Origin of the sequence: Actinospineispora acaciae DSM 45401, assembly GCF_000620785.1 — a bacterium.
GTDB classification, from domain to species: Bacteria; Actinomycetota; Actinomycetes; order Mycobacteriales; family Pseudonocardiaceae; genus Pseudonocardia; species Pseudonocardia acaciae.
On sequence record NZ_JIAI01000007.1, the window covers coordinates 80,852 to 103,435 of the forward strand.

A 22,584-nucleotide genomic window follows, 5' to 3' on the forward strand; every position below is an offset into this window, starting at 1 on the left:
CCCGTCAGCTCCGGGCGGTGTTGGCGCCGCAGAGCACGACGCACACCGACTCGCCCGGTTCCGGGGCGTACGCCGGGCGTTCGCCCAGCAGCGCGGCCAGCGCGGTGGCGGTGCCGTGCTCGACCAGGATCCGGAGGTCGTCCCAGAGCAGCTCCCGCGCCGCCGCGATCAGCGGGTCGTCCACCAGCACGCAGCGGGTGTCGAAGGACAGCGCGGTGCGCACCGCCAGCTCGCTCGCCCGGCGCGCGCCCAGCGAGTCCGCCGCTATCGAGTCCACCTCGACGTCCACCGGCCGCCCGGCCGCCACGCCGGCGTGCAGGGCGCGGCTGCCGGCCGGCTCCACCCCGACGGTCCGGATGCCGTGCGCGGCGGCGGCCGTCGCGACGCCGGAGAACAGCCCGCCCCCGCCCACCGCGACGACCAGCGTGGCCAGGCCGGGCAACTGCGCGCGGATGTCGGCCACCAGGGTGCCGGCGCCGGCCGCCATCAGCCGGTTGTCGTAGGCGTGGCCGAGCAGGACGTCCCGCTTCAGGGCGAACTCGCGGCAGGCCTGGGCGGCGTCGCCGTACTCGGTGCCGACCCGGTGCACGACGGCGCCCAGCCCGCTCAGCCGCTCCAGCTTGACCGCCGGCGTTCCGACCGGGACGAACACGTTGGCCTTGGCGCCGACCAGCCCCGCCGCCCAGGCGTAGGCAAGGCCCGCGTTCCCGCCGCTGGCGATGGCGACCCCGCCGGGCGGCAGCGTGCCGTCGGCGGCGTGCGCGAGCACGAAGTTGGCCGCCCCTCGCGCCTTGAACGAGCCGGTGAACTGCAGGAACTCCAACGCCAGCGACGCGCGCACCCCCGAGGGGGCCACCCGGGCGACGGTCACGGGGCGCACCACGCCGGCGATGCGCTCACCGGCCTCGGCGATGTCGTCGGGCTTCAACAGGTCGATGTGGGGATGTTACCGGCCCAGGGCGGTGTGGCGGGTGCGGTAGGTGCCCGGTGGCGGTCCGAACGCGCGCTTGAACGCCCTGGTGAAGGTGCCGACCTCGGGGAAGCCCCAGCGCGCGGCGATGGCGGAGATGGGCTCGTCCAGGCCGGAGCGGATGAGGTCGCGGCGGGCGTTCTCCAGACGGCGCTTGCGGATCCAGCTGCTCGGCGACTCGTTGCGGGAGTGGAACAGCAGCTGCAGCGAGCGCAGCGACATGAAGTGCGCGGACGCCACCACCTGCGGGGTGAGGTTGGCCTCGGTGAGGTGCGCTTCGATGAACGCGAGCACCTCGGCGAAGCGCCCGGACTCGGTCTCGGACAGCGAGCTGCCGAGCGCGTCGCGCAGCACCGCCCCGCCGAGCTCGATGAGGGTCTCGGACAGCGCGAGGCGGTTGCGCTCGGACAGGGTGTGCACGTCGGAGTTGAGCCCGCGCATGATCCGGGCCAGCACCCTGGCCGCGCCGCGCTCGATGGGGGTGGCGGTCGCGGTGACCGACGCGACGGCGTCGCCGGAGATGTCCAGGGCGTCCCGAGGGATCATGAGCACCTGGTGGCTGTACGGGCCGAGGAAGTCCAGCGAGTACGGCCGGGTGGTGTCGGAGATGACCAGGGCGCGCTGCTGCAGCTCGGCGGTGCGCCCGTCCTGGGAGACCCGGCAGGTGCCGCCCAGGTGGAAGATCAGCTTGTAGAACCCGTCGTCGCCGCCCGAGCGCACCAGCTGCGGGGTGCGTTCGACCGTGGCGGAGTCCGCCCTGATCGTGAGCACCCGCAGGTTGCCGACCAGGTCGGCGCACAGCCGCCCGACGGACTCGCCCCGGGAGTAGACGTTGATCGGGACCGAGGCCCGGGCGATCGCCCGGTTCCAGGACCCGGCCCGCTCGTCCGCGCGGGTGTGCCGGGTGTCGATGTCCACCAGGTGCCGAGCGTCGATGCTCATCGCTCGACGGTAGGCCCTCTGTCCAGCCGCCCGGCAGCGGCGGTTCGCGGAATGCCGGCCGGTGTGCGCGTTGTGCCGGTTCGGCGGGCCGGCCGCCACGGTTAGCGTCATTTGGCCATGAGTGACGACACCGCACAGTTCGGTTATCGGCAGGAGTTCCGCCGCACCGTACGGTCATTCGGGTCGTTCGCGATCGCATTCTCCACCGCGTCCGCGCTGACCGGAATCGTGACGACGTACGGGTTCCTGCTCACCACCGCGGGCCCGCGCGGCACCTGGATGTGGATCGGCTCGGTCGTCGGCCGGCTGGCGGTCGCGCTCATCGTGGCCCAGTTCGTGGCGCGCATGCCGCTGACCGGGTTCATCTACCAATGGTCGTCCAAGCTGGCGAACCCGATTGTGGGCTGGGGAATGGGCTGGCTGTATTTCGCGACGATGCCGATCGTGATCGTCGCGACGGACATCGGGCTGGCCACCCAGGCGTTCCTGCCGCTTTTCGACATCGAACCAACCCCGTTGGCGATGACGCTGGTCGTGCTCGCCACGCTGTGCCTGCAGGCGCTGGTGGCGGCGTACTCGACCCGGCTGGTCAACGCGGTCAACGGCACGGCGGTCGGCGCCGAGATCGTCGCGCTGGTGGTGCTCACCGTCGCGCTGTTCGTCGCGGCGCTGGCCAGCGGGGGCGTGCGCCCGGCAACCCTGTTCTCCGCCGGCGTCGTCGACGAGGGCGGCTACTGGGCGTTCGCCGGGCCGTTCATGATGGCCGCGCTGCTCGGCGCGTACACCATCGCCGGGTTCGAGGGCGCGGCCGAGCTGTCCGAGGAGACGCACAACCCGAGCCGCACGGCGCCGCGCGCGATCATCCGCGCGGTCGTCATCTCCGGGGTGACGGGGTTCGTGTTCCTGCTCGCGCTGACCATGGCGATCACCGACGTCGGGCAGGTCAGCGAGGCCGGCTCGCCGGTCGCGTTCATCCTGGGGCAGTACATCGGTCCGCCGGCGGAGCGGTTCGTGCTCGCGCTGGTGACGGTGGCGATGTTCTCCTGCGGGCTGTGCCTGATGCTCTCGGCGTCGCGCACCAGCTTCGCGATGGCCCGCGACCGGCGGTTCCCCGGCTACCGGCTGCTGCGCCGGGTTCCGCCCCGACTGGGCACGCCGGCCTGGGCCACCGCGCTGGTGTGGGCGATCGCGGTGGCGGTGGTGCTGACCGTCGGGCAGCGCCCGGAGCGGCTCAACGACGTGCTCTCCGGCGGGACGATCATCTCGGTGTTCCTCTACCTGTGCACCGTCGTGGTCTACCTGGCGATCCGGCGACGGCTGCCCGACGTCCCCGCCGGCGGGTTCGACCTGCGCGGCTGGGACCTGCCGGTGGCCGCGTTCGCCGGGCTGTGGTGCCTGTTCGAGCTGCTGGTGCTCACCGTCCCGGAGATGTTCCACGCCGGGCTGGCGCTGTCCACGGTGTTCTTCGGCACCGGCGCGGCGATCCTGGCCTGGTACCTGCTCGTCCTGCCCGGCCGGTTCGGCGAGCGTCAGCGATGAGCGTCGAGGCGCCGTTTCGCATCTCGGTGGACGTGGGCGGCACGTTCACCGACCTGGTGCTCGACGACGGCTCGGGCTCGCCGCGGGCGTTCAAGGCGAGCACCACCCCGGACGACCCCACCCAGGCCATCACCGCCGCCCTGCTCAAGGCCGCGCAGGCGTCGCGGCTGCGGCTGCGCCAACTGCTCGGGCGCACCGAGCTGCTCATCCACGGCACCACGCGCGCGCTCAACGCCATAGTGACCGGCCAGACCGCGCGCACCGCGTTCGTGACCACCAAGGGCCACCCGGACATCCTGCTCTACGCCGAGGGCGGCCGGACCGACCTGTTCAACTATGCGGTCCCTACCCGCGAGCCGTACGTGCCCAGGGCGCTCACCGTCGAGGTCGACGAGCGCATCGGGGCGGGCGGCGAGGTGGTGCGCGCGCTGGAGCCGGCCGAGGTGGACCGGGTCGTCGCGGCGGTGCGCGCGCTGGGCGTCGAGGCGGTCGCGGTGTGCCTGCTCTGGTCGCCGGCCAACCCGGCCCACGAGCTGCGCCTGGCCGCCGCGCTGGGCCAGGCCCTGCCCGCGACGGCGATCACGCTCTCGCACCGGCTCAACCCGACCCTGCGGGAGTACCGCCGCGCGTCCTCGGCCGCGATCGACGCCTCCCTCAAGCCGCTGATGGCCGCGTACCTTGGCGGGCTGGAACACCAGCTGCGCGACAACGGCTTCGCCGGCCGGCTGCTGGTGGTGACCTCGTCGGGGGGCTTCCAGGACGCCCGGCGGGTGGCGGAGAAACCGATCCTCAGCGTCAAGTCAGGCCCGGCGATGGCCCCGGTCGCGGGCCGGCGCTTCGTCGAGCGGGAGCTGCCCGGCCGCACCGCGATCGTCACCGACACCGGCGGCACCACCTACGACGTGAGCCTGGTGCGCGACGGCGCCATCCCGACCACCAGGGAGAGCTGGATCGGGCGGCGCTACCTCGGGCACATGACCGGGTTCAGCTCGGTGGACATCCGGGGCATCGGCGCGGGCGGCGGCTCCGTCGCGTGGGTGGACCGGGGCGGGGTGCTGCACGTGGGCCCGCGCAGCGCCGGGTCGACGCCGGGGCCGGCCTGCTACGGGCTCGGCGGCGAGGAACCGACGCTGACCGACGCCTGCCTGGTGCTGGGCTACCTCGACCCGGAGTACTTCCTCGGCGGCGCGGTGCCGCTGGAGCCCGGCCTGGCGCACGAGGCGATCGGGCGCGGGGTCGCCGAACCGCTCGGCATCGACCCGGTGGAGGCCGCCGAGGCCGTCCACCGCCTGGCCACCGAGCGGATGGTCACCGGGATCGAGGAGATCGCGCTGGAGCAGGGGCAGGACCCGGCCAAGGCGGTGCTGGTCGCGGGCGGTGGGGCGGGCGGGCTCAACGCGGCGGCGATCGGGCGCCGGCTCGACTGCCCGGCGGTGATCATCCCGCACGCGGCGCCGGTGATGAGCGCGTTCGGGGCGCTGACCAGCGAGCTGTCCGACGAGTTCGAGCTGCCGGGGCCGACCTCCAGCGACGGCTTCGACCACGACGCGGTGGGCGCGGTGCTCGGCGAGCTGGCGGGCCGCTGCGAGAAGTTCATCGCCGGCCCCGGGGCGGGCAGCCTGGCCGCCCGGGTCGCGTACTCCGTGGAGGCCCGCTACCCGAACCAGGTCTGGGAGCTGGCCGTCCCGTTCGAGCACGACGGCGCTGTCAACGCCCGGGACCTGGTCGGCCGGCTGGTCGCCGGGTTCCACGACGCCCACCTGCGCACCTTCGCCGTCGCCGACCCCTCCTCGCCGGTGGAGTTCATCACCTGGCGGGCCCGGGTGGACTGTTCGCTGCGCCCGGCGCCGGAGGTTCCCCTGGACACCGGCACCGGCACCGACACCGGCACCGACCCCGAGCCCGACGCCCGCCCCGCCGGCCGGCTGGCCTACTTCGCCTCGCTGGGCTGGGCCGAGGTGGGCGTGCACCGCCCGCTGTCCATGCCGGTGGGCGCGCGCGTCGCCGGGCCGGCGATCGTGGAGTCGCCGATGACCACGGTGGTGGTGGAACCGGGCTGCGGCGTCGTGCGCACCGCCGACGGCAACCTGCTCCTGCGCCTCGACCGGGAGCCACGGGGATGACCAGGAAGGACTCGCGTGGCGTGGCGCTCGCGGTGATCACCACCCGGATCGAGGCGGTCATCCGCAAGATGGTCAACACGCTCTACCGCACCGGCCGCTCCGGCGTGATCAACACCGCCAACGACTTCTCCTGCGCGATCGTCACCGCCGGCGACGAGCTGCTGGCCTCGGTGGAGAGCCTGCCCATCCACGTGATGAGCGGGCCGGACCTGATGGCGGCCTCGCTGCGGGAGTTCCACCCCCGGTTCGCCGCCGGCGACGCGTTCCTGCACAACTCGCCGTACCACGGCAACAGCCACGCCGCCGACCACACGCTGCTCGTCCCGGTCGTCGACGCCGACGGTGTGCACCGGTTCACCGTGGTCGCCAAGGCCCACCAGGCGGACTGCGGCAACGCCCTGCCCACCACGTACATGCCCGCCGCCTCGGACGTCTACGAGGAGGGCGCGCTGATCTTCCCCGGCGTCCGGATACAGCGCGACTACGCCGACTGCGAGGACATCGTCCGGATGTGCCGGATGCGGCTGCGGGTGCCCGACCAGTGGTGGGGCGACTACCTCGCGCTGGTCGGCGCCGCGCGGGTCGGCGAGCGCGGGCTGCTCGCGCTCGGCGAGGAGCTGGGCTGGGACGCGCTGGAGCGCTACGTGGCGGACTGGTTCGACTACAGCGAGGCACGCATGGCCGAGGCGATCCGGGGGCTGCCGGAAGGGTCCGTGTCGGCCACCAGCGTGCTCGACCCGAACCCGGCCGCGCCGGACGGGCTGCCGATCACCGCCCGGGTGAGCGTCGACCCCGCCGAGGCCCGGGTCACCGTCGACCTGCGCGACAACCCCGACTGCGTGCCCAGCGGCCTCAACCTCACCGAGGCCACCGCCCGCACCTCGGCCATGATCGGCGTGTTCAACAGCCTCGGCCCGGGGATCCCGCCCAACGCCGGCAGCTTCCGCCGGCTGCGGGTGCTGCTGCGGGAGAACTGCGTGGTGGGCATCCCGCGCCACCCCACCTCGTGCTCGCTGGCCACCACCGGCGTCGCCGAGCGCGCCGCGAACGCGGTGCAGGCCGCCCTGGCCGAGCTGGGCGAGGGCGTCGGAATGGCCGAGGCCGGCTACGTCATGCCGCCGTGCGACGCCGTCATCTCCGGCACCGACCCGCGCCGGGGCGGCGAGCGGTTCATCAACCAGATCTTCTTCGCCAGCTCCGGAGGCGGCGGCGCGCCGGTGGAGGACGGCGTGCTCTGTCTCGGCCACGTCGGCGCGGCGGGGGTGGTGCGCCGCGACGGGGTGGAGATGAACGAGCTGCGCTTCCCCATCCGCATCGTCGCCCAGCGCCTGCTGGTGGACAGCGAGGGCGCCGGGCGGCGGCGCGGCTCGCCCGGCAACTACGTGGAGTACGGCCCGGTCGGCACCGAGCTGCGGGTGATCTACAGCGCGGGCGGGTCGGCGCACCCGGCGGCCGGGGTGCGCGGCGGCGGGCCGGGCAGCCGCTCCCGGGCGATGCTGCGCGCCCGCGACGGCTCGGTGCGCGAGCTGCCCGCCGACGGTGACCTGGTGCTGCGCGACGGCGAGACGGTGATCTCGCTGGCCTGCGGGGGCGGTGGCTACGGCCCGCCGCACGAACGCGAGGTCGAGCGGGTGGCGCACGACGTTTCCGAGGGCTGGATCTCTGCTGAACGCGCCCGCCAGGTGTACGGGGTCGTCTTCGACGCCGACGGCAACCCAGGGAGGCACCCGTGAGCGCTGAAGCAATCATCGCCCGTGAAAGGGCCGCCTACCGCGCCGCGCACCCCGCCTCCGAGCGGATGCGCGAACGTGCCCGCCGCGCGCTGCTGGACGGCGTGCCGCTGCACTGGATGGACCTCTACGCGCTGCCCTACCCGTTCTACCTCGACCGGGCCGAGGGCAACCGGGTCCGCGACATCGACGGCAACGACTACCTCGACTTCGGCCTGTGCGGCACCGCCGCGCTGTGGGGCCACTCCGGCGCGGAGATCCTGTCCGAGCTGGCCGACGACCCGGGCGGCGGCGTGGTGTCCGGCTGGCCGGGGGAAGACTCGGTGCGGGTGGCGGAGAACCTGGCCGGGCGGTTCGGGCTGCCGCTGTGGCAGTTCACCCTCTCGGCCACCGACGCCAACCGCACCGCGCTGCGCCTGGCCAGGCTCGCCACCGGCAGGCCCGGGGTGCTCGCGTTCACCGGCTGCTACCACGGCAACCTCGACGAGCTGACCACCGCCGAGCGCGTCGAGTTCAACGACCCGCCCGCGCTGGAACGTGCCCTCGCGCGCGGCGACATCGCCGCCGTCATCGCCGAACCCGTCCGCACCACCGGCGGCGGCATCGCCGCGCCCGACGACGGCTTCCACCCCCGGCTGCGCGAGCTCACCCGCGCGGCCGGCGCGCTGCTGGTCGTCGACGAGACGCAGACGATCGTGGCCGGCCCCGCCGGCGTCACCGGATCCGGCACCGGCCTGGACCCCGACCTGCTCGTGCTCGGCAAGTCGTTCGCGTTCGGCCTGCCGATCGGCGCGGTCGGCATGACGCAACCGGTCGCGGACGCCTTCCACGCCCACACCCACCCGTCCAACCAGGGCGGCCTGGGCGGCACGCTCAACGCCGGCCAGCTGCCGATGCGGATGGCCCGCCGCTGCCTGGAGACCGCCATGACCGAGGCGGCCTACCGGCGGATGAGCGCGCACGCCGCCCGCCTGGCCGACGGCCTGGACGACGCGATCCGCCGCGCCGGCCTGCCCTGGACGGTCGCCAGGCTCGGCGCGATGGTGACCTGCGCGCTCCCCCACAACGACCCGACGCTGCGCGACCTGCTCTTCCTCTACCTGGCCAACCGGGGCGTCCTGGTCGGCTGCTTCGGCGGCGCCGCCGTGGTCTCCCCGCACACCACCGCCGCCGACGTCGACGCCCTGCTCGACGCCGCGCGCGCCGCGATCACCGAGATCGCCTCAGAGCCGCCAGGACCGCAGCCAGACCGTCTGCGGTGACCCGCCCAGGGTCGAGAGCGTCTCCTCGGGCAGCGCCGCGTCGGTGTCGGTGACGACGTAGCCGTACTCGCCCCTGGTGGACAGCGACTGGCCGATCACGTTCGTCCCCGCGTCGGCGACCGCCCGGTTGATCCCGGCCAGCGTCCCCGGCACGTTCCGGTGCAGGTAGGCCATCCGGAACACGCCCGGCGGCCGCGGCGGCGCCACCTGCGGCAGGTTGACGCACAGCGCGGTGCCGCCGCCCTGGACGAACCCGATCAGCTTGCCGGACACGAAGTGGCCGATCTCGCGCTGCGCCTCCTGCGTCGAACCGCCCACGTGCGGGGTGAGGATGACGTTGTCCAGCCCGCGCAGCGGGGACTCGAACGGGTCGCCCTGGGCCTTCGGCTCGATCGGGAACACGTCGATCGCGGCGCCGGCCAGGTGGCCGGACAGGATGTTCTCCCGCAGCGCCGCGTCGTCCACGACCATGCCCCGTGACGCGTTGATGAAGATCGCTCGCGGCTTCATCTTGGCGAACTCGTCCGCCCCGAACAGCCCCGCGTTGCCGGGCCGGCCGTCGACGTGGATGCTCACCACGTCCGACTCGGCCAGCAGCTCGTCCAGCGAACCCATACGCTTCGCGTTGCCGTGGGCCAGCCGGTCGGCGGTGTCGTAGAAGATCACCCGCATGCCGAAGGCCTCGGCGACGTTGGACAGCTGGGTGCCGATGTTGCCGTAGCCGAGGATGCCCAGCGTGCGGCCCCGCACCTCGTGGCTGCCCTTCGCCGACTTGTCCCAGACGCCCTCGTGCATCCGCTGGGTCTTCTCCGGCAGCCGGCGCGCCAGCGCCACGATCTCCCCGATGACCAGCTCGACCACGCTGCGGGTGTTGGAGAACGGCGCGTTGAACACCGCCAGCCCGCGCTCCGCCGCCTCGTCCAGGTGCACCTGGTTGGTCCCGATGCAGAAGCACCCCACGGCCAGCAGGTCCTTGCCGGCCTCCAGCACCCTCGGGGTGACCCTGGTGTTGGACCGGATGCCCAGCAGCTCGACCCCGGACAGCTCGTGGACCAGCTCGTCCTCGCTCAGCGAGCCGGCGCGCACGTCGACCTCGCAGCCGGCGTCGCGCAGCGCCCGCGCCGCGTCCGGGTGGATGCCCTCCAGCAGAAGTACCTTCACACGCCCCAACGTAGGCCACCGCCGCGTGTAGTCCGCCGCACACGCCGGGTGAGCCCGCCACCCCCTATGGTGTTCGCCTGTACACGCTCGGTAACGAGTTTCGCCAGGAGGGGATCCGAAAGATGCGCGTGAAGCCAACGGGACGCGGGCTCGCCGGCATGCTGGTCGTCGCCGCCGCCACGACGGCCGGGCTCGCCCTGGTCACCGGCCCGGCGTACGCGGCCGGCCCGAAGACGCTGCCGGCGCAGGGCGGCGACGCGCCGTCGTCGTGCCGGCCGGCCAACCATCGAGCCGTGGTCACCCCCGACCACCCCAGCGCCGGCCACCGCCACTATCGCGTCGTACTGACCGCCGCCCCGGGCTACAGCGACTGCACCCTCGCCGGCGTCCCCACCGACGTGGTCTTCCAGGGTGACGGCGGCGGGCCGCTCGGAGTCCGGCCGGCGCCGGCGTCCGCGCAGGCCGTGCCGGTGACCTTCGGACCCGAGCACCCGGTGCACTTCGACATCCAGGTACCCAACATCCCCGGCGGCGCCCGCGCGAGCGGCCTGACGTACACCCTGCCGGCCCCCGGCGGCGACATTCCCGGCGAGCAGGAGGCGTCGGGTCCGCTGGAGGTCGACGGAGGCACCCAGATCGGGCCGGTCCAACCCGGCCGGTAACGGCGCGTTTGCAACCGGCGGTATGCCGCACCAGAATAGCCGTAACCACATGTAGGCTTGAAACTCATCGATCGTTCTCCCCAACAGCACGCGATCGATAGAAACTATTCAAAATCGTTTATCACAAAAGACCCTCATTTGATCGCCCGAAACCGGCGAGATAGATTGATGCCGGTTTTCGGCGTCCTAGAGGGGTGGCTCACGCATGGGCGGCTCGAATCGCGGTCGAACGGCGAATGTCCCGCTATTGCTGATAGTCGTCGGAATGATCGCGAGCGGGTGCGGCTGGGCGGTCACCGAGGACCAGCTCGCCACGCTGCCGCCCCGGGCCGCGTTGCCCTCGGCGCAGGAATGCGCCGACCGGGCGGGCCGCGGCCACCCCGAGGAGGTCCAGGAGAACGACCGCTTCAACCACGTCGAGCCGGCCAAGGCGGTGTTCCCGGTCTGGGAGGACTTCACGGTCCAGGCCAACCAGCGGTTCGTCTCGCGCATCGACGGCCGGTTCGGCGGCAGCACCGGCGAGATCCTCGCCTGGGGCGCCTGCAAGTGGGGCCTCGACCTCGACGTGCTGCGCGCGGTGGCCTACCAGGAGAGCGACTGGAAACAGGCCACGACCGGCGACAAGAGCGACGACCCGGCCGACTGCCAGGGCGGGGCGAAGCCGCCGTGCCCGACCAGCTTCGGCATCCTCCAGCTCAAGGCCACCGACCTGCCGGGGTCCTACCCGCACTCCCAGGCCAGCACGGCGTTCAACGTCGACTACTACGGCGCCCGGATGCGCGCCTGCTACGAGGGCTGGGTCACCTACCTCGGCGCCGACTACGCGCCCGGCGACCTGTGGAGCTGCGTCGGCTGGCACTGGTCGGGCAAGTGGAAGGACGCCGGCGCGCTGAACTACATCGCCAGGGTCCAGCGCCACCTGCACAACAGGTCCTGGACGGACCTCGACCACCAGACCTGACAGGGGGCGACGGTGCGTACCAGGTATGGCCGGATGGGGGCCGTGGCAATGCTCGGGCTGGCGCTCGCGCTGGGCGGATGCGCGGGCAAGCCGCCGATCGAGAAGGTCAGGGTGGGCGTCCTGCTGCCCGGGGACGACGCCGGGCCGCGCTGGGAGCAGGCCGACCGCCCCGCCCTGGAGAACGAGTTCAAGGGCCAGAACTACGCGTTCCAGCCGGACATCGAGACCGCCTCCACCCCCGCCGAGGCGACCGCCGCCGCCACCAAGATGATCAACGACGGCGGCCGGGTGCTGGTGTTCGCCGCCGCGAACCGGGACGTGGAGGCAGCGATCACCGCCACGGCCAGGGCGCGGGGCGTCCCGACCATCGGATACGACCTGACCGACGCCAAGGGCAACAGCGCCGCCGCCTCGGCCGACTTCGTGGTCACCACCGACTACCGCCAGGTCGGCGAGCTCGCCGGCCGGGCCCTGGTCCGAGGCATCCGCACCAAACCCGACGCCACCGTCATCGAGCTCGCGTCCGGCCCCACCCGCGAGGCCGCCGTCCAGATCGCCGAGGGCGAGCGCGACATCCTCGCCCCGCGCTACGACAAGCGCCTCTACCGGCTGCTCGCCACCGAACCCGTCAACCCGGCCGACGCCCGCGCGGTCACCGCGACCCTGACCCGGCTGCTCGACGCGCACGGCGGGCGCGTCGACGCCGTCCTGACCGCCAACGACGCCGTCGCCCAGGCCGCCATCGCCGTGCTGCGCCAACGCGGCCTGGCCGGCAGGACCATCGTGACCGGCTACGGCGCCCGCACCGACGCCCTGAAGGCCGTGCTCAGGGGCGACCAGTTCGCCACCGGCTACACCCCGCCGCCCGCCCAGGCCACCGCCGTCGCAACGCTCGCCAAGGCACTCGCCCTCGGCGACCGCGCCCGCGCCGACCAGCTCAGCGCCCCCGGCCGGCCCCGCCGGCTGCTGGTCGCGCCGGCCGCCGTCACCCTCGCCGACATCAGCCAGGTGTTCAACAACGGCATCGCCGAGTCGTCCGACGTCTGCGATCCCACCCTCGCCCTGCGCTGCAACCAGCTCAGCGTCCCCTAGCCCGTGCCGTCAGCATCGTGATTCGCTACGAGACTGCTGGTCGCGACGATGCCGCGCCCCCGCAACCCGGGCCTGGCCGGCGGGGATGCTCATCGCGGCTGCTCGGCGCGCAGCGCGGGCAGGAACGTGTCGCCGACGAAGGACTCGATGCTGGTGGGTGTGGTCGTCCGCCGGGTGCGCGGTTGCAGGGTCGCGGTGTGGCCGGAGTTGATCGCGTGCACGACGTCGACCATGAGCCCGGTGACGTTCTCCGAGACGCCCGCGCGGCGCTGCTCGGCCGCGAACTCCTCGACGGTCCGCCGGACGTAGCGCAGGCCCGGCCGGCCGGTGACCGCGGCGATGACGTCGACGACCTCGCTCATGCTCAGGTCGCGCTCGCCGTGCAGCTCCAGGACCTCCGGTGCGCCGGCCGAGGCGGCGGTCGCGCCGGCCAGGCGGTGCGCCGCGGCGCGGCCGACGTCCTCGGCCGCGATGAACGGCATCGGGAGGTCCGGCGCGAACGGAGCCGCGACGACCCCGCCGGCGTGGACGCTCGCCACCTGGCCGAGCAGGTTCTCCATGAAGTAGCCGGCCCGAAGGTGGGTCACCGCCGCGTCGAGGGCATTGGTCCGCTCCTCGAGGTGGCGCAGCCCGAGCACCGGCCCGGTGCCGTGCTCCTTGTCCGCGCCCCAGCTGCTCAGGGTGACGACCCGCCCGACACCGGCCGACGACAGCGCCTCGGTCATGGCGTCGACGATGGCGCGCTGGTGGGCGGGGAAGTCCGGGCTGTCGGGGATGTAGTTCGGCTGGACCATCACGTACACGCCCTCGGCGCCGGAGAACGCCTCGGCCAGGGCGTCGCGATCGGTCGGCTCGGCCACCGAGGCGCGCGCGCCCGCCGCCTCCAGCGGCGCCAGGGTGCGCGGGCGGCGCCCGATCGCTCGGACCGGGTGGCCCGCGCGGAGAAGCTCGTCGACAACGGCCCGCCCGGTGCGCCCTGTCGCGCCCGTCACCACGAACATCCGCCCGTCCTCCTCGTTCGACCCGTCAGCGCCACCGACGCTAGGAGCGGGCACCCGTTCGCCGGTGGTGCCGACAGGCCCACCCCGGGTCGCCGAACCGCACGTACGGTGGGCGGAGTGGGCAGCACCTCGGACGCGCTCGGCGAGTTCCTTCGCGCGAGACGCGCGCTCGTGCGGCCCCACGATGTCGGCCTCGACCCCGGCGGGTCACGGCAGGTCCCCGGCCTGCGCCGCGAAGAGGTCGCGGTCCTGGCCGGGGTGAGCACCGACTATTACGTACAGCTCGAACAGGGCAGGGGGAAACGCCCCTCGACCCAGGTTCTCGACGCGCTCGCCCGGGTCCTGCGGCTCGACTTCGACACGCACGCGCACCTGCGCAACCTGGCGGCCCGCGACACGGCCCTCCGAGGGTCGGTCGCGATCACCGACGACACCCGCCGCGCCCTGGATGACCTGGTTCGGCGGTGGGTGGGCGTGCCGGCGATGCTGGTCACGCCCTGGATGGACGTCGTAACCCGCAACGGGCCGGCCGATGCGCTCTACGCCGGGCTGGCGTTGCGCGACAACCTGGCCCGGATGGCGTTCCTCGACGAGAACATCGGGAGCTTCGTCGCCGACCCCGCGCACCTGGCCCGGTGCACGGTGGCGACCCTGCGGGCCTCGGCGGGGCCCGAGCCCCACGCACCGAGGCTGGTCGAGCTGATCGGCGAGCTGTCCGTGCGCAGTGAGTTGTTCCGCCGGCTGTGGGCTCGACACGACGCCCACAACAAGGCGAGCGCGGTCAAGCACTTCCGCCATCCCGCGGTCGGCGACCTCACGTTGCACCAGCACGTGATGTCGCTTCCTCATAACCCCGAACTTCAGCTGTGGATCTACCAGGCCGAGCCGGGGTCGGCGTCGGAGAAAGCCCTGCTCCGGCTCTCGGGCTAGCGCAGCACGCGATAGGTCAGGTGGGTGACCGAGTTCGTTGCGCGCGACTCCACCTGCTCCAGGTTCAGCGGCCCGACGCCGTCGAACAGCCGCGTGCCGGCGCCGAGCGTGAGCGGCGAGATGTGCAGCCGCAGCTCGTCGATCAGGCCGGCGGCGAGGTACTGGTTGACGGTGGTCGCGCCGCCGTGGACGGAGACGTCGCCGTCCCCGGCCGCGTCGCGCGCGCGTTCGAGTGCGGACTCGATGCCCTCGGTGACGAAGTAGAACGTGGTGCCGCCGTCCATTGGCTGAGGCTCGCGCGGGTGGTGGGTGAGCACGAAGACCGGGGCGTGGTACGGCGGGTTGTCGCCCCACCACCCGGTCCACGGCCGGTCCCACTCGCCGCGCACCGGGCCGAACATGTTGCGCCCCATGATGAACGCGCCGGCCGAGGTCCCCCGGTCGATCTCGGGCCGGTTCTCCTCGGGACGGCCGTACCAGGCGTGCAGCTTGTCGCCCCAGCCGTCGCCGCCGTCGTCGCCGAACGGGCGCTGCTCGGTCTGGTTGAGCCCGGCGGAGTACCCGTCCACCGAGATCGTGAGATCGCAGGTCACCCTGCCCGTCCGTGTAGCCATCTGCCGTGCCTTCCCGTGCGGCGAGCCTCTGTGTGGAGCGTCAGCATGGAGCAGCCACGACATGACGTCCAATTCAGATTCCGTGTCGACTCATTGATATTCTTAATGGATGCTCAACCTGGTCCACCTGAAGGTCCTGGCGGCGGTGGCCCGACACGGCTCGGTGACCGAGGCGGCACGAGAGCTGCACTACTCCCAGCCGTCGGTGAGCCACCACCTGGCCCGTCTGGAAGCGGCCACCGGCGTCAAGCTGGTCCAGCGGATCGGCCGAGGGATCCGGTTGACGCCGGAGGGACGGCTGCTGGCCAACCGGGCCGCCGAGATCCTCGGACGGGTCGACGCGGCGACCAACGAGCTGGCCGGGCGGGTCGGCCTGCGGGCGGGGCGGGTCCGGCTGGCCGCCAACGCGTCCACGCTGAGCACGATCGTGCCGAAGGCGGCCGCCGCGCTGACCGAGGCGCACCCGGGCCTCCAGCTGAGCCTGTACGACCGCCACCCCGTCGAGGCGCTCCAGATGCTGCGCCACGGCGAGATCGACATCGCCCTGGTCTTCCGGTACCCCGACGCCCCGGTCGAGGAGGAGGGCCTGCGCCTGCTGCACATCGGTGACGACCCGATCCACCTCATCAGCCGGCAACCCGAGGACACCATCGCGAACCACCGCCACTCCGCCTGGATCGGCGGCTGCGACAGGTGCCGGGCCGAGCTCACCGCCGTGTGCCGGCACGAGGGGTTCACCCCGCGCATCGCCTCGTACAGCGACGACATGGTCGTCGTCCAGGCCCTGGTCGCCGCGGGCGTGGGCGTCACCACCCTGCCCGGCCTCGCGCTCCGAGCCCACCGCCGACCCGACATCCACGCCACCGAGCTGACCGGCTTCCGCCGCCAGATCCACGCCGCCACCTACGGCGACCCGCCCAACCCACCGGCCGTCGCCGCCGTGCTCACCGCCCTCACCGAGGCCGCCACCCCAACGGCAACGAGGTAGCCGATCACAAGACGGCAGCCGCTTCGCGCCGGCCAACTCGTGATCGTGCACGCATCCACGCCGGCGACGGCCTCGGCGCAGGCCATGTTGGCCCACACGCCGTCCTCGAACGCGAGGTTCCTAGCGCGCCATGACCAGCCCTGGTCGGCTAGCACGCCTATCTGCGCTACATTATAGCCATACCGAATATTATAGGTCACTCATTAGTTTCACATTGCACACGAGTATTCCCATTGTCCCCACTGTCGCCATTCGCAACAGTATTAGCTCTTCTTAATTTGCAGACACCACTTTCCATAACCCTCGCGGTTCGCAGTCGTTTGGCCCTATGTCCGCTGCTGGATGCAGTCAGGATGCAACGGAGACGAGAACTGGGGGATCCATGAACATTCGCTCAGCTCGACAGATGCTCATAACGGTGGCAATTTCGGCGATTCCAGCCGCCGGTATAGCGTCGGTCGCGGTAGGCCACGCATCCACGCCGACGACTATGGTCGCCGCGGCATCGTCAAAGGAATGCCGAGGCGACGACGCAAAGCAGTCAGCTCAGTGCGAGCAGCGATCCGAGGACCAAGACGAGTCTGGTTTCCCGACTCTGCCGGTACTCTCGGGAAGAAAGAACGGTCCGGCACCGGCACCCGAACAGCCCGGCACCTCAGTTTCTCCGGGGACGGATGTTTCACCCACGACGGGCAGCAACAATAACATTTCGCCTAATGTTGCGCCGATCACTATTGGCCGTTAGTTCGCCCTGCCGAGCGTTTTACAGTCATCAACTTCGGCTCGTTCCGCGTCGCCGCCAAATAGCAGGCGATTGTCCTTGTTGGTTCTGTTGAACTCACTCCGCGCCGCGGCCGGGGTCGACGTTCACCTGCTGCACAGGGGAGTTCCTCGGATGGCTCGACGTCTGGCAGGAAGCCTCAAGGCAACTTGTATGGCTCTCGCAGTCCTGGTGGCGGTCGTGTTCGGTGGTGATGTCGCGCCTCCCGATGCGCGGACGCCCAGTGAGTTGCCGTTCGTCGAGCTCAGCGAGTCAAGCCCGGCGGCGGTTCACCATAGCGACGGTTCCTGGACCATACCGGTCGTGGCTCCGGCAAGCGTGCGAGGCGGAGACAAGCGCCAACAACCAGTCGGTGTTTGCAAGGGCAGCGCGATCGACCCGGAGATTGTTGCCCGCAGCCCGGGTACGGCCGTGCACTTCGCCACGAAGTACTTCTGTACCGGCGTCGTCCAGTGGACGATCCGTACCGGGGTCACCAACTGGTATGACGAAACTATCGATGGCCCGGTCCTCCCACACCCCGGCGGAGAGACGGTCGCACACGGTGTAGGCCAGCAGGCGTACGCAGAAGGGTTCTCTCCCCCATGCCGGACCAACCAGAACAGCGGCTGGGAGCCGTGGGACGAATCGCAGTTCGGCAATGGGCATGCCAAGCACAGCGGGAAGCGGATCACCGTCGGTTGCCGCATGTGACCGGACACTCGGTACGCTCGGCAATATGGTCGACCTGAACGAGCCCGAGGGGCTGAGCGACGAAGAGCGCGTTGCTTGGCTACGCAAGATCGGCACCGAGCTCGTCGCCGAGACGGGCGAGTTTACCGGATCCGTCGAGCACTACAGGGAAGGCCAGAACCAGCCCGACTGGTTCGTGTGGTGGACCGAGGACCCCGCGGACACCGACGATCAAGACCAGCGCTCCTGAGGGACTGTCGATCGCGGTCGAGACCGGTCACGGCCCGGACGTCGCGCACCGGCAGGCGGCCACGCCGATCGACCTCTCGGTGTTCCGTCCCGGGGCCGGGAGGCGTCCGTGCGGTTCGATCGCGCCTGCGCGGGCGCGGGCCGGCGGATCCCGCGACCTCGTGATCGACGTCGACCGGCGCGTCAAGCGCCGGAGCCGGGAGCTGGACTCGCTGAAGAACCGGCTCGGAGTCGCGTGATCCTCGCCGGCGCGCGGACCGGCTCGTTGGCCAGGGGGACGCCGGCATCCAGGCGCCCGAGCATGGCGTCCAGCTCGTCGAGGTAGCGCTCGGCGCGCCCGGCGTCCAGGCGTGCTCGGGCCGCGTGGCGGGCGCCCAGCACGATGGCACTGAACAGCAGCACATCGGGGTCGTCGGGCTCGCGGTCGGTGGCGGCAGCGATCATCCCGGTGTACTGCTCGATCCCCCACGCGTCGCGCTCGCGCAGGATCGCCGCGATGGCGGGCACCGTCAGGGCCAGCTCCATGCGGACCTCCTCGATGTCGCGGGCCTCGTCGTCGAGGGAGGCGAACGAGTCCCGCAGCACGCCGCGCAGGGCCTGGAGCAGTGGCGTCCCCTCGGGCACCTCGGCCATCATGCGGCGCATCGCCGGTTCCACGTTGTCGAAGAGGAGCACGTCCTCCTTGGTGCCGAAGTACCGGAAGAAGGTGCTGCGGCTGACCTCGGCGGCCGCCGCGATGTCGTCCACCGTCGTCTCGGCGTATCCCCGGTCGCGGAACAGGCGCAGGGCATGACGCTGCAGCTCGGCGCGCGTGCGCCGCTTCTTCCGCTCCCGCAGGCTCATACGACGATTGTGACACGCGGAACCTTTTGACACTGAGTCTCATTTGAAGCGTAGTGTCAGTTCTATGGATGACGCTGCGGGCAGGGGCGACCTGGATGTGATCGTCGCGGGCGCGGGGCCGACGGGCCTGATGCTGGCGTGTGAGCTGGCGCTGGCCGGCGTGGACGTACTGCTGGCCGACCAGATCGCCGAGCGCAGGGCGAACGAGGAACGAGCGGGCGGCATGCACCCGCGCACCCTGGAGGTGTTGGACCAGCGCGGGCTGGCGGACCGGTTCGTCGAGCGGGGCCGCCCGATGCAGTTCGGCCACTTCTCCGGGCTGTGGCTGGACTTCAGCGGCTTCCCGACCCGTTATCCGTACGGGCTCATGCTGTGGCAGCACCAGGCCGAGCTGCTCCTCGAGGAACGCGCGGCCGAGCTCGGTGTGCGGGTCCGCTGGTCCTCGCCGGTGACGGAGGTACGCCAGGACGACGACGGCGTCGAGGCCCTCGTCGGTGGCGAGCGGATCCGCGCGAGCTACCTGGTGGGCTGTGACGGTGGCCGGAGCACTGTCCGCCGGCTCGCCGGGATCGACTTCCCCGGCACCGACGCGACCCTGACCGCGATGCTGGGCGACGTCGAGCTGGTCGATCCGCCGGACAGGATGTTGTTGTTCGAACGCCGCCAGCACGGCGACTTCACGGTGGTCGAGAACGAGAACGGCTGGTACCGGGTGGCGACCGGGGAACACGACCACGTGACCGACCGGGACGCGCCGATGACGTTCGAGATCCTGCGGGACTCGATGCGCAAGATCGCCGGGACGGACTTCGGCATGCACAGCCCCCGCTGGGTGTCCCGGTTCAACGACACCGCACGGCTGGCGAGCCGGTACCGCGACGGACGCGTGCTCCTTGCCGGCGACGCGGCGCACATCCATTACCCGGCGGGCGGCCAGGGCATGAACACCGGCGTGCAGGACGCGGTCAACCTCGGCTGGAAGCTGGCCGCCGTGGTACACGGCCACGCCCCCGGCGACCTGCTGGACACCTATGAGGCGGAGCGGCGCCCGGTCGCCGAACGGGTGCTGCACAACACCCGCGCGCAGACCGCGCTCACCCGCCCGGGCCCTCACGTGGACGCGTTGCGGGACATCATGACCGGGCTGATCGAGCAGCCCGGCGTCAACGCGTCACTGGGCGGCATGATCTCCGGGCTGGACATCCACTACCCCGCCGGCGACGGCCATCCGCTGATCGGCCGCCGCGTCCCCGACCTGGATGTGACGACCGAGTCCGGCCCGACCCGGGTGTACGAGCTGCTCCACCCCGGCCGCCCGGTCCTGCTCGACCTTGGCGCGGGCGTCTCGGCGCCGGGCGGCTGGGTGGACGTGGTCACGGCCCGGTGCGACGCCGGCGAATGGGCGGTTCCGGTGCTGGGCCCGGTGCCCGCGGTGGGTGCGATGCTGATCAGGCCGGACGGGTACGTGGCCTGGACCGACGGTTCCGCGGAGCCGCCCGCCCTCACGCCCCGAAGAACGGATCGTCGATGACGTAGCGCCACCGCCCGTCCGGCTGGCGGCGCAACACCTCGGTGGTCGTGGTCTCGAGCGGCTCGTCGGCCACCCCCGTGGCGGTGGCGTCGTTCGACACCAGGGCCAGGTCGCCGACGACGTGCACCTTCACCGGGTCCAGGGTGATGCGCGCCCCGGCCGCGACATAGGAGGCCAGGCCGTCCCGGATCGCGGCGCCGCCGGTCGCGCGAGCCCCCGGCCGGGGCACGAAGACCGCCTCCGGCTCGTACAGCGACACCAACCCGTCCAGGTCCCCGGCGGCGAGGTGCCGCACGAACAGCTCGCCCAGGCGCTCGGGGGCGGTGGCGTCCGCCGAGTCGCGGCCGGCGGCGGGCCGGTCGCCCCAGCCGTTGCGCGCGATCAGCTCGCGCCACTCCGGCATCGTCCCGACCGGCACGCACGGGCGCAGGAGGTGGCCGGGGAACGTCGACGGATCCGCCTTGCCGGGGTTCCGGGCGGCCTGCGCCACTATCGCGTCGGTCAGGGCGTAGCCGATGTCGGCGCGCGGCAGCACCGCGTGCACCCGCTCGACCAGCTCGTCGGGCAGCTGGTCGCGGTCCATCCCGAGCACGTCGGCGCCCGTCCCGGCGTGGGTCAGGGCGATCTCGGGGCGTTTGCGGCCGGCGATCCCGACCGAGGTGTGCAGCGCGATCGCGTCCCACACGATCTCGACCCGCCGCTCGTCCACGCCTCGGTCACGCAGGAACTCGGCGGCCAGGTCCGCGCCGTCGACCTCGAAGCGCTGGTCGCCGTTGCCCCGCTCGCTCAGCCCCATGTCGTGCAGGACGCAGCCCAGGAACAGCAGCTCGTCGTCGTAGTCCGCCGGCCCCAGCCCCCGTCGCCCGGCCAGTTCGCGGGCGTACACGTAGCTGCGGACGCTGTGGTGGAACACGAACGCCGGCACGCCGGCCTCGGCGAACCGGTACGCCTCCACGGCCAGCCCGGTCCGGGGAAGCCGCAGGTCGGCGTAGTAGGCGGGAAGATCATCGGTCATGGTGAGGCACTCCCTGGCGTGAGACGGCGTGCCCCGATCCTGCTGTCCCGCCCGAGCCTCAGCCAGTGGCCACAATGCCAGTATCCACTAAGATCTGGCCATGACGACGATCGCGGTGCTCGCGCTCGACGGCGTGGTCGGTTTCGAGCTCACCGTCCCCGGCATGGTCTTCGGGACCGCCAACGCCGTCACCGGCTCGCCGCGCTACGAGGTCCGTGTCGTCGCGCCGGGCGGCGGCGTGAGCACCGACGCGCGCCTGGACGGCTTCCGGATCCACACGCCCTGGGGCCTGGACGCCCTGGCCGGGGCCGACACCGTCATCGTCCCCGGTCACGCCGGTTTCCTCGCCGAACCGCCCGGCGCCGTGCTGGACGCGCTGCGCGAGGCCGCCGGGCGCGGCGCGCGGATCGCGTCGGTCTGCATCGGCGCGTTCACCCTCGCCGCGACCGGCCTGCTCGACGGGCATCGCGCCACCACGCACTGGCAGCACGCGGAGGAGCTCGCCCGCCGCCACCCGCGCATCGACGTCGATGCCTCGGTGCTGTTCATCGACAACGGGAGCCTGCTCACCTCGGCGGGCGTCGCCGCCGGCCTCGACCTGTGCCTGCACCTGCTGCGCGGCGACGTCGGCAGCACCCTCGCCGCCGCCACCGCTCGACGCATCGTCATGCCGCCGCAACGCGACGGCGGCCAGGCGCAGTTCATCGAGCACCCCGACCCGGACGGCCAGGACACGCCCCTTCGCCACATCCTGGAGTGGATGGAGTCGAACCTCTCCCGCCCGCTGACCCTGCACGACATCGCCCGGCACACCAGGACCAGCGTCCGCGGCCTGAACCGGCACTTCCGCGCGCAGATCGGCACCACACCGCTGCAATGGCTGCTGCGAGCCCGCACCAACCGCGCTCAGGAGCTGCTGGAAACCACCACGCTGTCCATCGACCGCATCGCCGAGGAGACCGGGTTCAACACGGCGAACACGCTGCGCTATCACTTCACCCGCCGCACCGGCACCTCCCCGCACGCCTACCGCACCGCGTTCCACTCCCCGGTCAACCAGCCCCCACCCAGGGACCCAGACCGCCGACCCGCTCCGGGCGGATCCGGACGATGACCGCCGTGCGCGAGCCCCTGTTCGGCAGCGGGTACGCCTCGGTGCCCAGGTAGCGGCGCGCGAGCCGGTCCATCAGCCGGGTGAACCGATCCGCGATGCCCGGCCCGTCGATGGTCGCCCTCCCCCGGACCGTCAGGAACCGCACCAGGCCGTTGTCCGCCCGACACGTGTCCTGGACGATCACCGCCGCGACCGGGTCGCGTCGCAGGTTCTGGACCTTCCGGCGCCACCCTTCGGCACCGAACACGATGTCGTCGCCGTCCAGCTCGACCCAGACCAGCGAGACCTGGGGCGTGCCGTCGGGGTTCGTCGTGACGACGGTGGCGTGCAGGTCCCGCTCGAACAGCCGGCGGGCGGACGGCGGCAGCACCTGTCGGTCGGGTACGGATCGGGTCATCGTCGGT

General features: G+C 72.2%; 21 protein-coding genes. 13 read left to right on the forward strand and 8 right to left on the reverse strand.

Annotated elements, in window-relative coordinates:
- Positions 1 to 4 precede the first annotated feature (4 nt).
- Together N912_RS0128370 and N912_RS0128375 are read right to left on the reverse strand one after the other, a co-directional pair.
- Positions 5 to 928: a pyridoxal-phosphate dependent enzyme gene (locus N912_RS0128370; protein WP_028925049.1), complete on the reverse strand. Its 924-nt coding sequence runs from the start codon at positions 926 to 928 to the stop codon at positions 5 to 7.
- Positions 929 to 946: 18 nt separating this feature from the next.
- Entirely contained in the window at positions 947 to 1,912 is a 966-nt protein-coding gene (locus tag N912_RS0128375; protein WP_028925050.1) for an AraC-like ligand-binding domain-containing protein, read from the reverse strand.
- Between the two features lie 117 nt (positions 1,913 to 2,029).
- On the opposite strand from N912_RS0128375, the gene N912_RS55230 reads away from it, so the two are divergent.
- Genes N912_RS55230 through N912_RS0128395 form a run of 4 tightly spaced genes read left to right on the forward strand, consistent with a single transcriptional unit; the run spans position 2,030 to position 8,566 of the window.
- On the forward strand, positions 2,030 to 3,451 hold the full coding sequence (locus N912_RS55230; protein WP_037067082.1) for an APC family permease: 1,422 nt from the start codon (positions 2,030 to 2,032) through the stop codon (positions 3,449 to 3,451).
- Positions 3,448 to 5,574, forward strand: a complete 2,127-nt coding sequence (locus tag N912_RS0128385) for a hydantoinase/oxoprolinase family protein (RefSeq protein WP_028925051.1) — start codon at positions 3,448 to 3,450, stop codon at positions 5,572 to 5,574. Before N912_RS55230 ends, N912_RS0128385 begins: the two co-directional genes overlap by 4 nt.
- Positions 5,571 to 7,307, forward strand: coding sequence for a hydantoinase B/oxoprolinase family protein (locus N912_RS55235; RefSeq protein WP_037067085.1), 1,737 nt, complete (start codon positions 5,571 to 5,573; stop codon positions 7,305 to 7,307). Before N912_RS0128385 ends, N912_RS55235 begins: the two co-directional genes overlap by 4 nt.
- Complete coding sequence (locus tag N912_RS0128395; protein WP_028925052.1) at positions 7,304 to 8,566, forward strand: aminotransferase class III-fold pyridoxal phosphate-dependent enzyme; 1,263 nt, start codon at positions 7,304 to 7,306, stop codon at positions 8,564 to 8,566. The genes N912_RS55235 and N912_RS0128395 overlap by 4 nt, the downstream gene beginning before the upstream one ends.
- Here N912_RS0128395 and serA read toward each other — a convergent pair.
- On the reverse strand, positions 8,528 to 9,727 hold the full coding sequence (gene serA, locus N912_RS0128400; protein WP_028925053.1) for a phosphoglycerate dehydrogenase: 1,200 nt from the start codon (positions 9,725 to 9,727) through the stop codon (positions 8,528 to 8,530). The genes N912_RS0128395 and serA overlap by 39 nt on opposite strands.
- Positions 9,728 to 9,849: 122 nt before the next feature.
- On the opposite strand from serA, the gene N912_RS0128405 reads away from it, so the two are divergent.
- The 3 genes from N912_RS0128405 to N912_RS0128415 all read left to right on the forward strand — a co-directional run bounded on the left by N912_RS0128405 (position 9,850) and on the right by N912_RS0128415 (position 12,442).
- Positions 9,850 to 10,389 (forward strand): DUF4232 domain-containing protein, encoded by a 540-nt coding sequence (locus N912_RS0128405; protein WP_028925054.1) that lies wholly within the window; start codon positions 9,850 to 9,852, stop codon positions 10,387 to 10,389.
- A gap of 265 nt (positions 10,390 to 10,654) precedes the next feature.
- Positions 10,655 to 11,350 (forward strand): hypothetical protein, encoded by a 696-nt coding sequence (locus N912_RS0128410; protein WP_028925055.1) that lies wholly within the window; start codon positions 10,655 to 10,657, stop codon positions 11,348 to 11,350.
- Positions 11,351 to 11,383: 33 nt separating this feature from the next.
- Complete coding sequence (locus N912_RS0128415) at positions 11,384 to 12,442, forward strand: substrate-binding domain-containing protein (RefSeq protein WP_084211295.1); 1,059 nt, start codon at positions 11,384 to 11,386, stop codon at positions 12,440 to 12,442.
- Between the two features lie 89 nt (positions 12,443 to 12,531).
- On the opposite strand, the gene N912_RS0128420 is transcribed toward N912_RS0128415, so the two are convergent.
- Positions 12,532 to 13,443 carry an NmrA family NAD(P)-binding protein gene (locus N912_RS0128420; RefSeq protein WP_028925057.1) on the reverse strand — a complete coding sequence of 304 codons (912 nt, stop codon included), beginning with the start codon at positions 13,441 to 13,443 and terminating at the stop codon, positions 12,532 to 12,534.
- 117 nt (positions 13,444 to 13,560) lie between these two features.
- Here N912_RS0128420 and N912_RS0128425 point away from each other — a divergent pair, with 117 nt between their 5' ends.
- The gene (locus N912_RS0128425; protein WP_037067090.1) at positions 13,561 to 14,373 is read left to right on the forward strand and encodes a helix-turn-helix domain-containing protein; all 813 of its coding nucleotides are present in this window, start codon (positions 13,561 to 13,563) and stop codon (positions 14,371 to 14,373) included.
- On the opposite strand, the gene N912_RS0128430 is transcribed toward N912_RS0128425, so the two are convergent.
- Positions 14,370 to 14,987 carry a dihydrofolate reductase family protein gene (locus N912_RS0128430; protein ID WP_028925059.1) on the reverse strand — a complete coding sequence of 206 codons (618 nt, stop codon included), beginning with the start codon at positions 14,985 to 14,987 and terminating at the stop codon, positions 14,370 to 14,372. The two genes, N912_RS0128425 and N912_RS0128430, sit on opposite strands and share 4 nt — an antisense overlap.
- Positions 14,988 to 15,096: 109 nt before the next feature.
- Here N912_RS0128430 and N912_RS0128435 point away from each other — a divergent pair, with 109 nt between their 5' ends.
- The 3 genes from N912_RS0128435 to N912_RS0128440 all read left to right on the forward strand — a co-directional run bounded on the left by N912_RS0128435 (position 15,097) and on the right by N912_RS0128440 (position 17,678).
- A complete protein-coding gene (locus N912_RS0128435) occupies positions 15,097 to 15,975 on the forward strand; it encodes a LysR family transcriptional regulator (protein WP_028925060.1) in 879 nt (292 codons plus the stop codon).
- 895 nt (positions 15,976 to 16,870) lie between these two features.
- Positions 16,871 to 17,449, forward strand: a complete 579-nt coding sequence (locus N912_RS63850) for a hypothetical protein (protein ID WP_156994118.1) — start codon at positions 16,871 to 16,873, stop codon at positions 17,447 to 17,449.
- 25 nt (positions 17,450 to 17,474) lie between these two features.
- Positions 17,475 to 17,678 carry a hypothetical protein gene (locus N912_RS0128440; RefSeq protein WP_028925061.1) on the forward strand — a complete coding sequence of 68 codons (204 nt, stop codon included), beginning with the start codon at positions 17,475 to 17,477 and terminating at the stop codon, positions 17,676 to 17,678.
- 182 nt (positions 17,679 to 17,860) lie between these two features.
- Here N912_RS0128440 and N912_RS55245 read toward each other — a convergent pair whose 3' ends face one another.
- Complete coding sequence (locus tag N912_RS55245) at positions 17,861 to 18,520, reverse strand: TetR family transcriptional regulator (RefSeq protein WP_051580922.1); 660 nt, start codon at positions 18,518 to 18,520, stop codon at positions 17,861 to 17,863.
- Positions 18,521 to 18,584: 64 nt separating this feature from the next.
- On the opposite strand from N912_RS55245, the gene N912_RS0128450 reads away from it, so the two are divergent.
- Positions 18,585 to 20,051: an FAD-dependent monooxygenase gene (locus N912_RS0128450; RefSeq protein WP_028925062.1), complete on the forward strand. Its 1,467-nt coding sequence runs from the start codon at positions 18,585 to 18,587 to the stop codon at positions 20,049 to 20,051.
- On the opposite strand, the gene N912_RS0128455 is transcribed toward N912_RS0128450, so the two are convergent.
- A complete protein-coding gene (locus tag N912_RS0128455) occupies positions 20,023 to 21,066 on the reverse strand; it encodes a DUF4440 domain-containing protein (protein ID WP_028925063.1) in 1,044 nt (347 codons plus the stop codon). The two genes, N912_RS0128450 and N912_RS0128455, sit on opposite strands and share 29 nt — an antisense overlap.
- 100 nt (positions 21,067 to 21,166) lie before the next feature.
- Here N912_RS0128455 and N912_RS55250 point away from each other — a divergent pair, with 100 nt between their 5' ends.
- On the forward strand, positions 21,167 to 22,180 hold the full coding sequence (locus N912_RS55250; RefSeq protein ID WP_051580923.1) for a GlxA family transcriptional regulator: 1,014 nt from the start codon (positions 21,167 to 21,169) through the stop codon (positions 22,178 to 22,180).
- On the opposite strand, the gene N912_RS0128465 is transcribed toward N912_RS55250, so the two are convergent.
- Complete coding sequence (locus N912_RS0128465; RefSeq protein WP_037067096.1) at positions 22,119 to 22,577, reverse strand: TIGR03618 family F420-dependent PPOX class oxidoreductase; 459 nt, start codon at positions 22,575 to 22,577, stop codon at positions 22,119 to 22,121. The genes N912_RS55250 and N912_RS0128465 overlap by 62 nt on opposite strands.
- Positions 22,578 to 22,584: the final 7 nt, after the last annotated feature.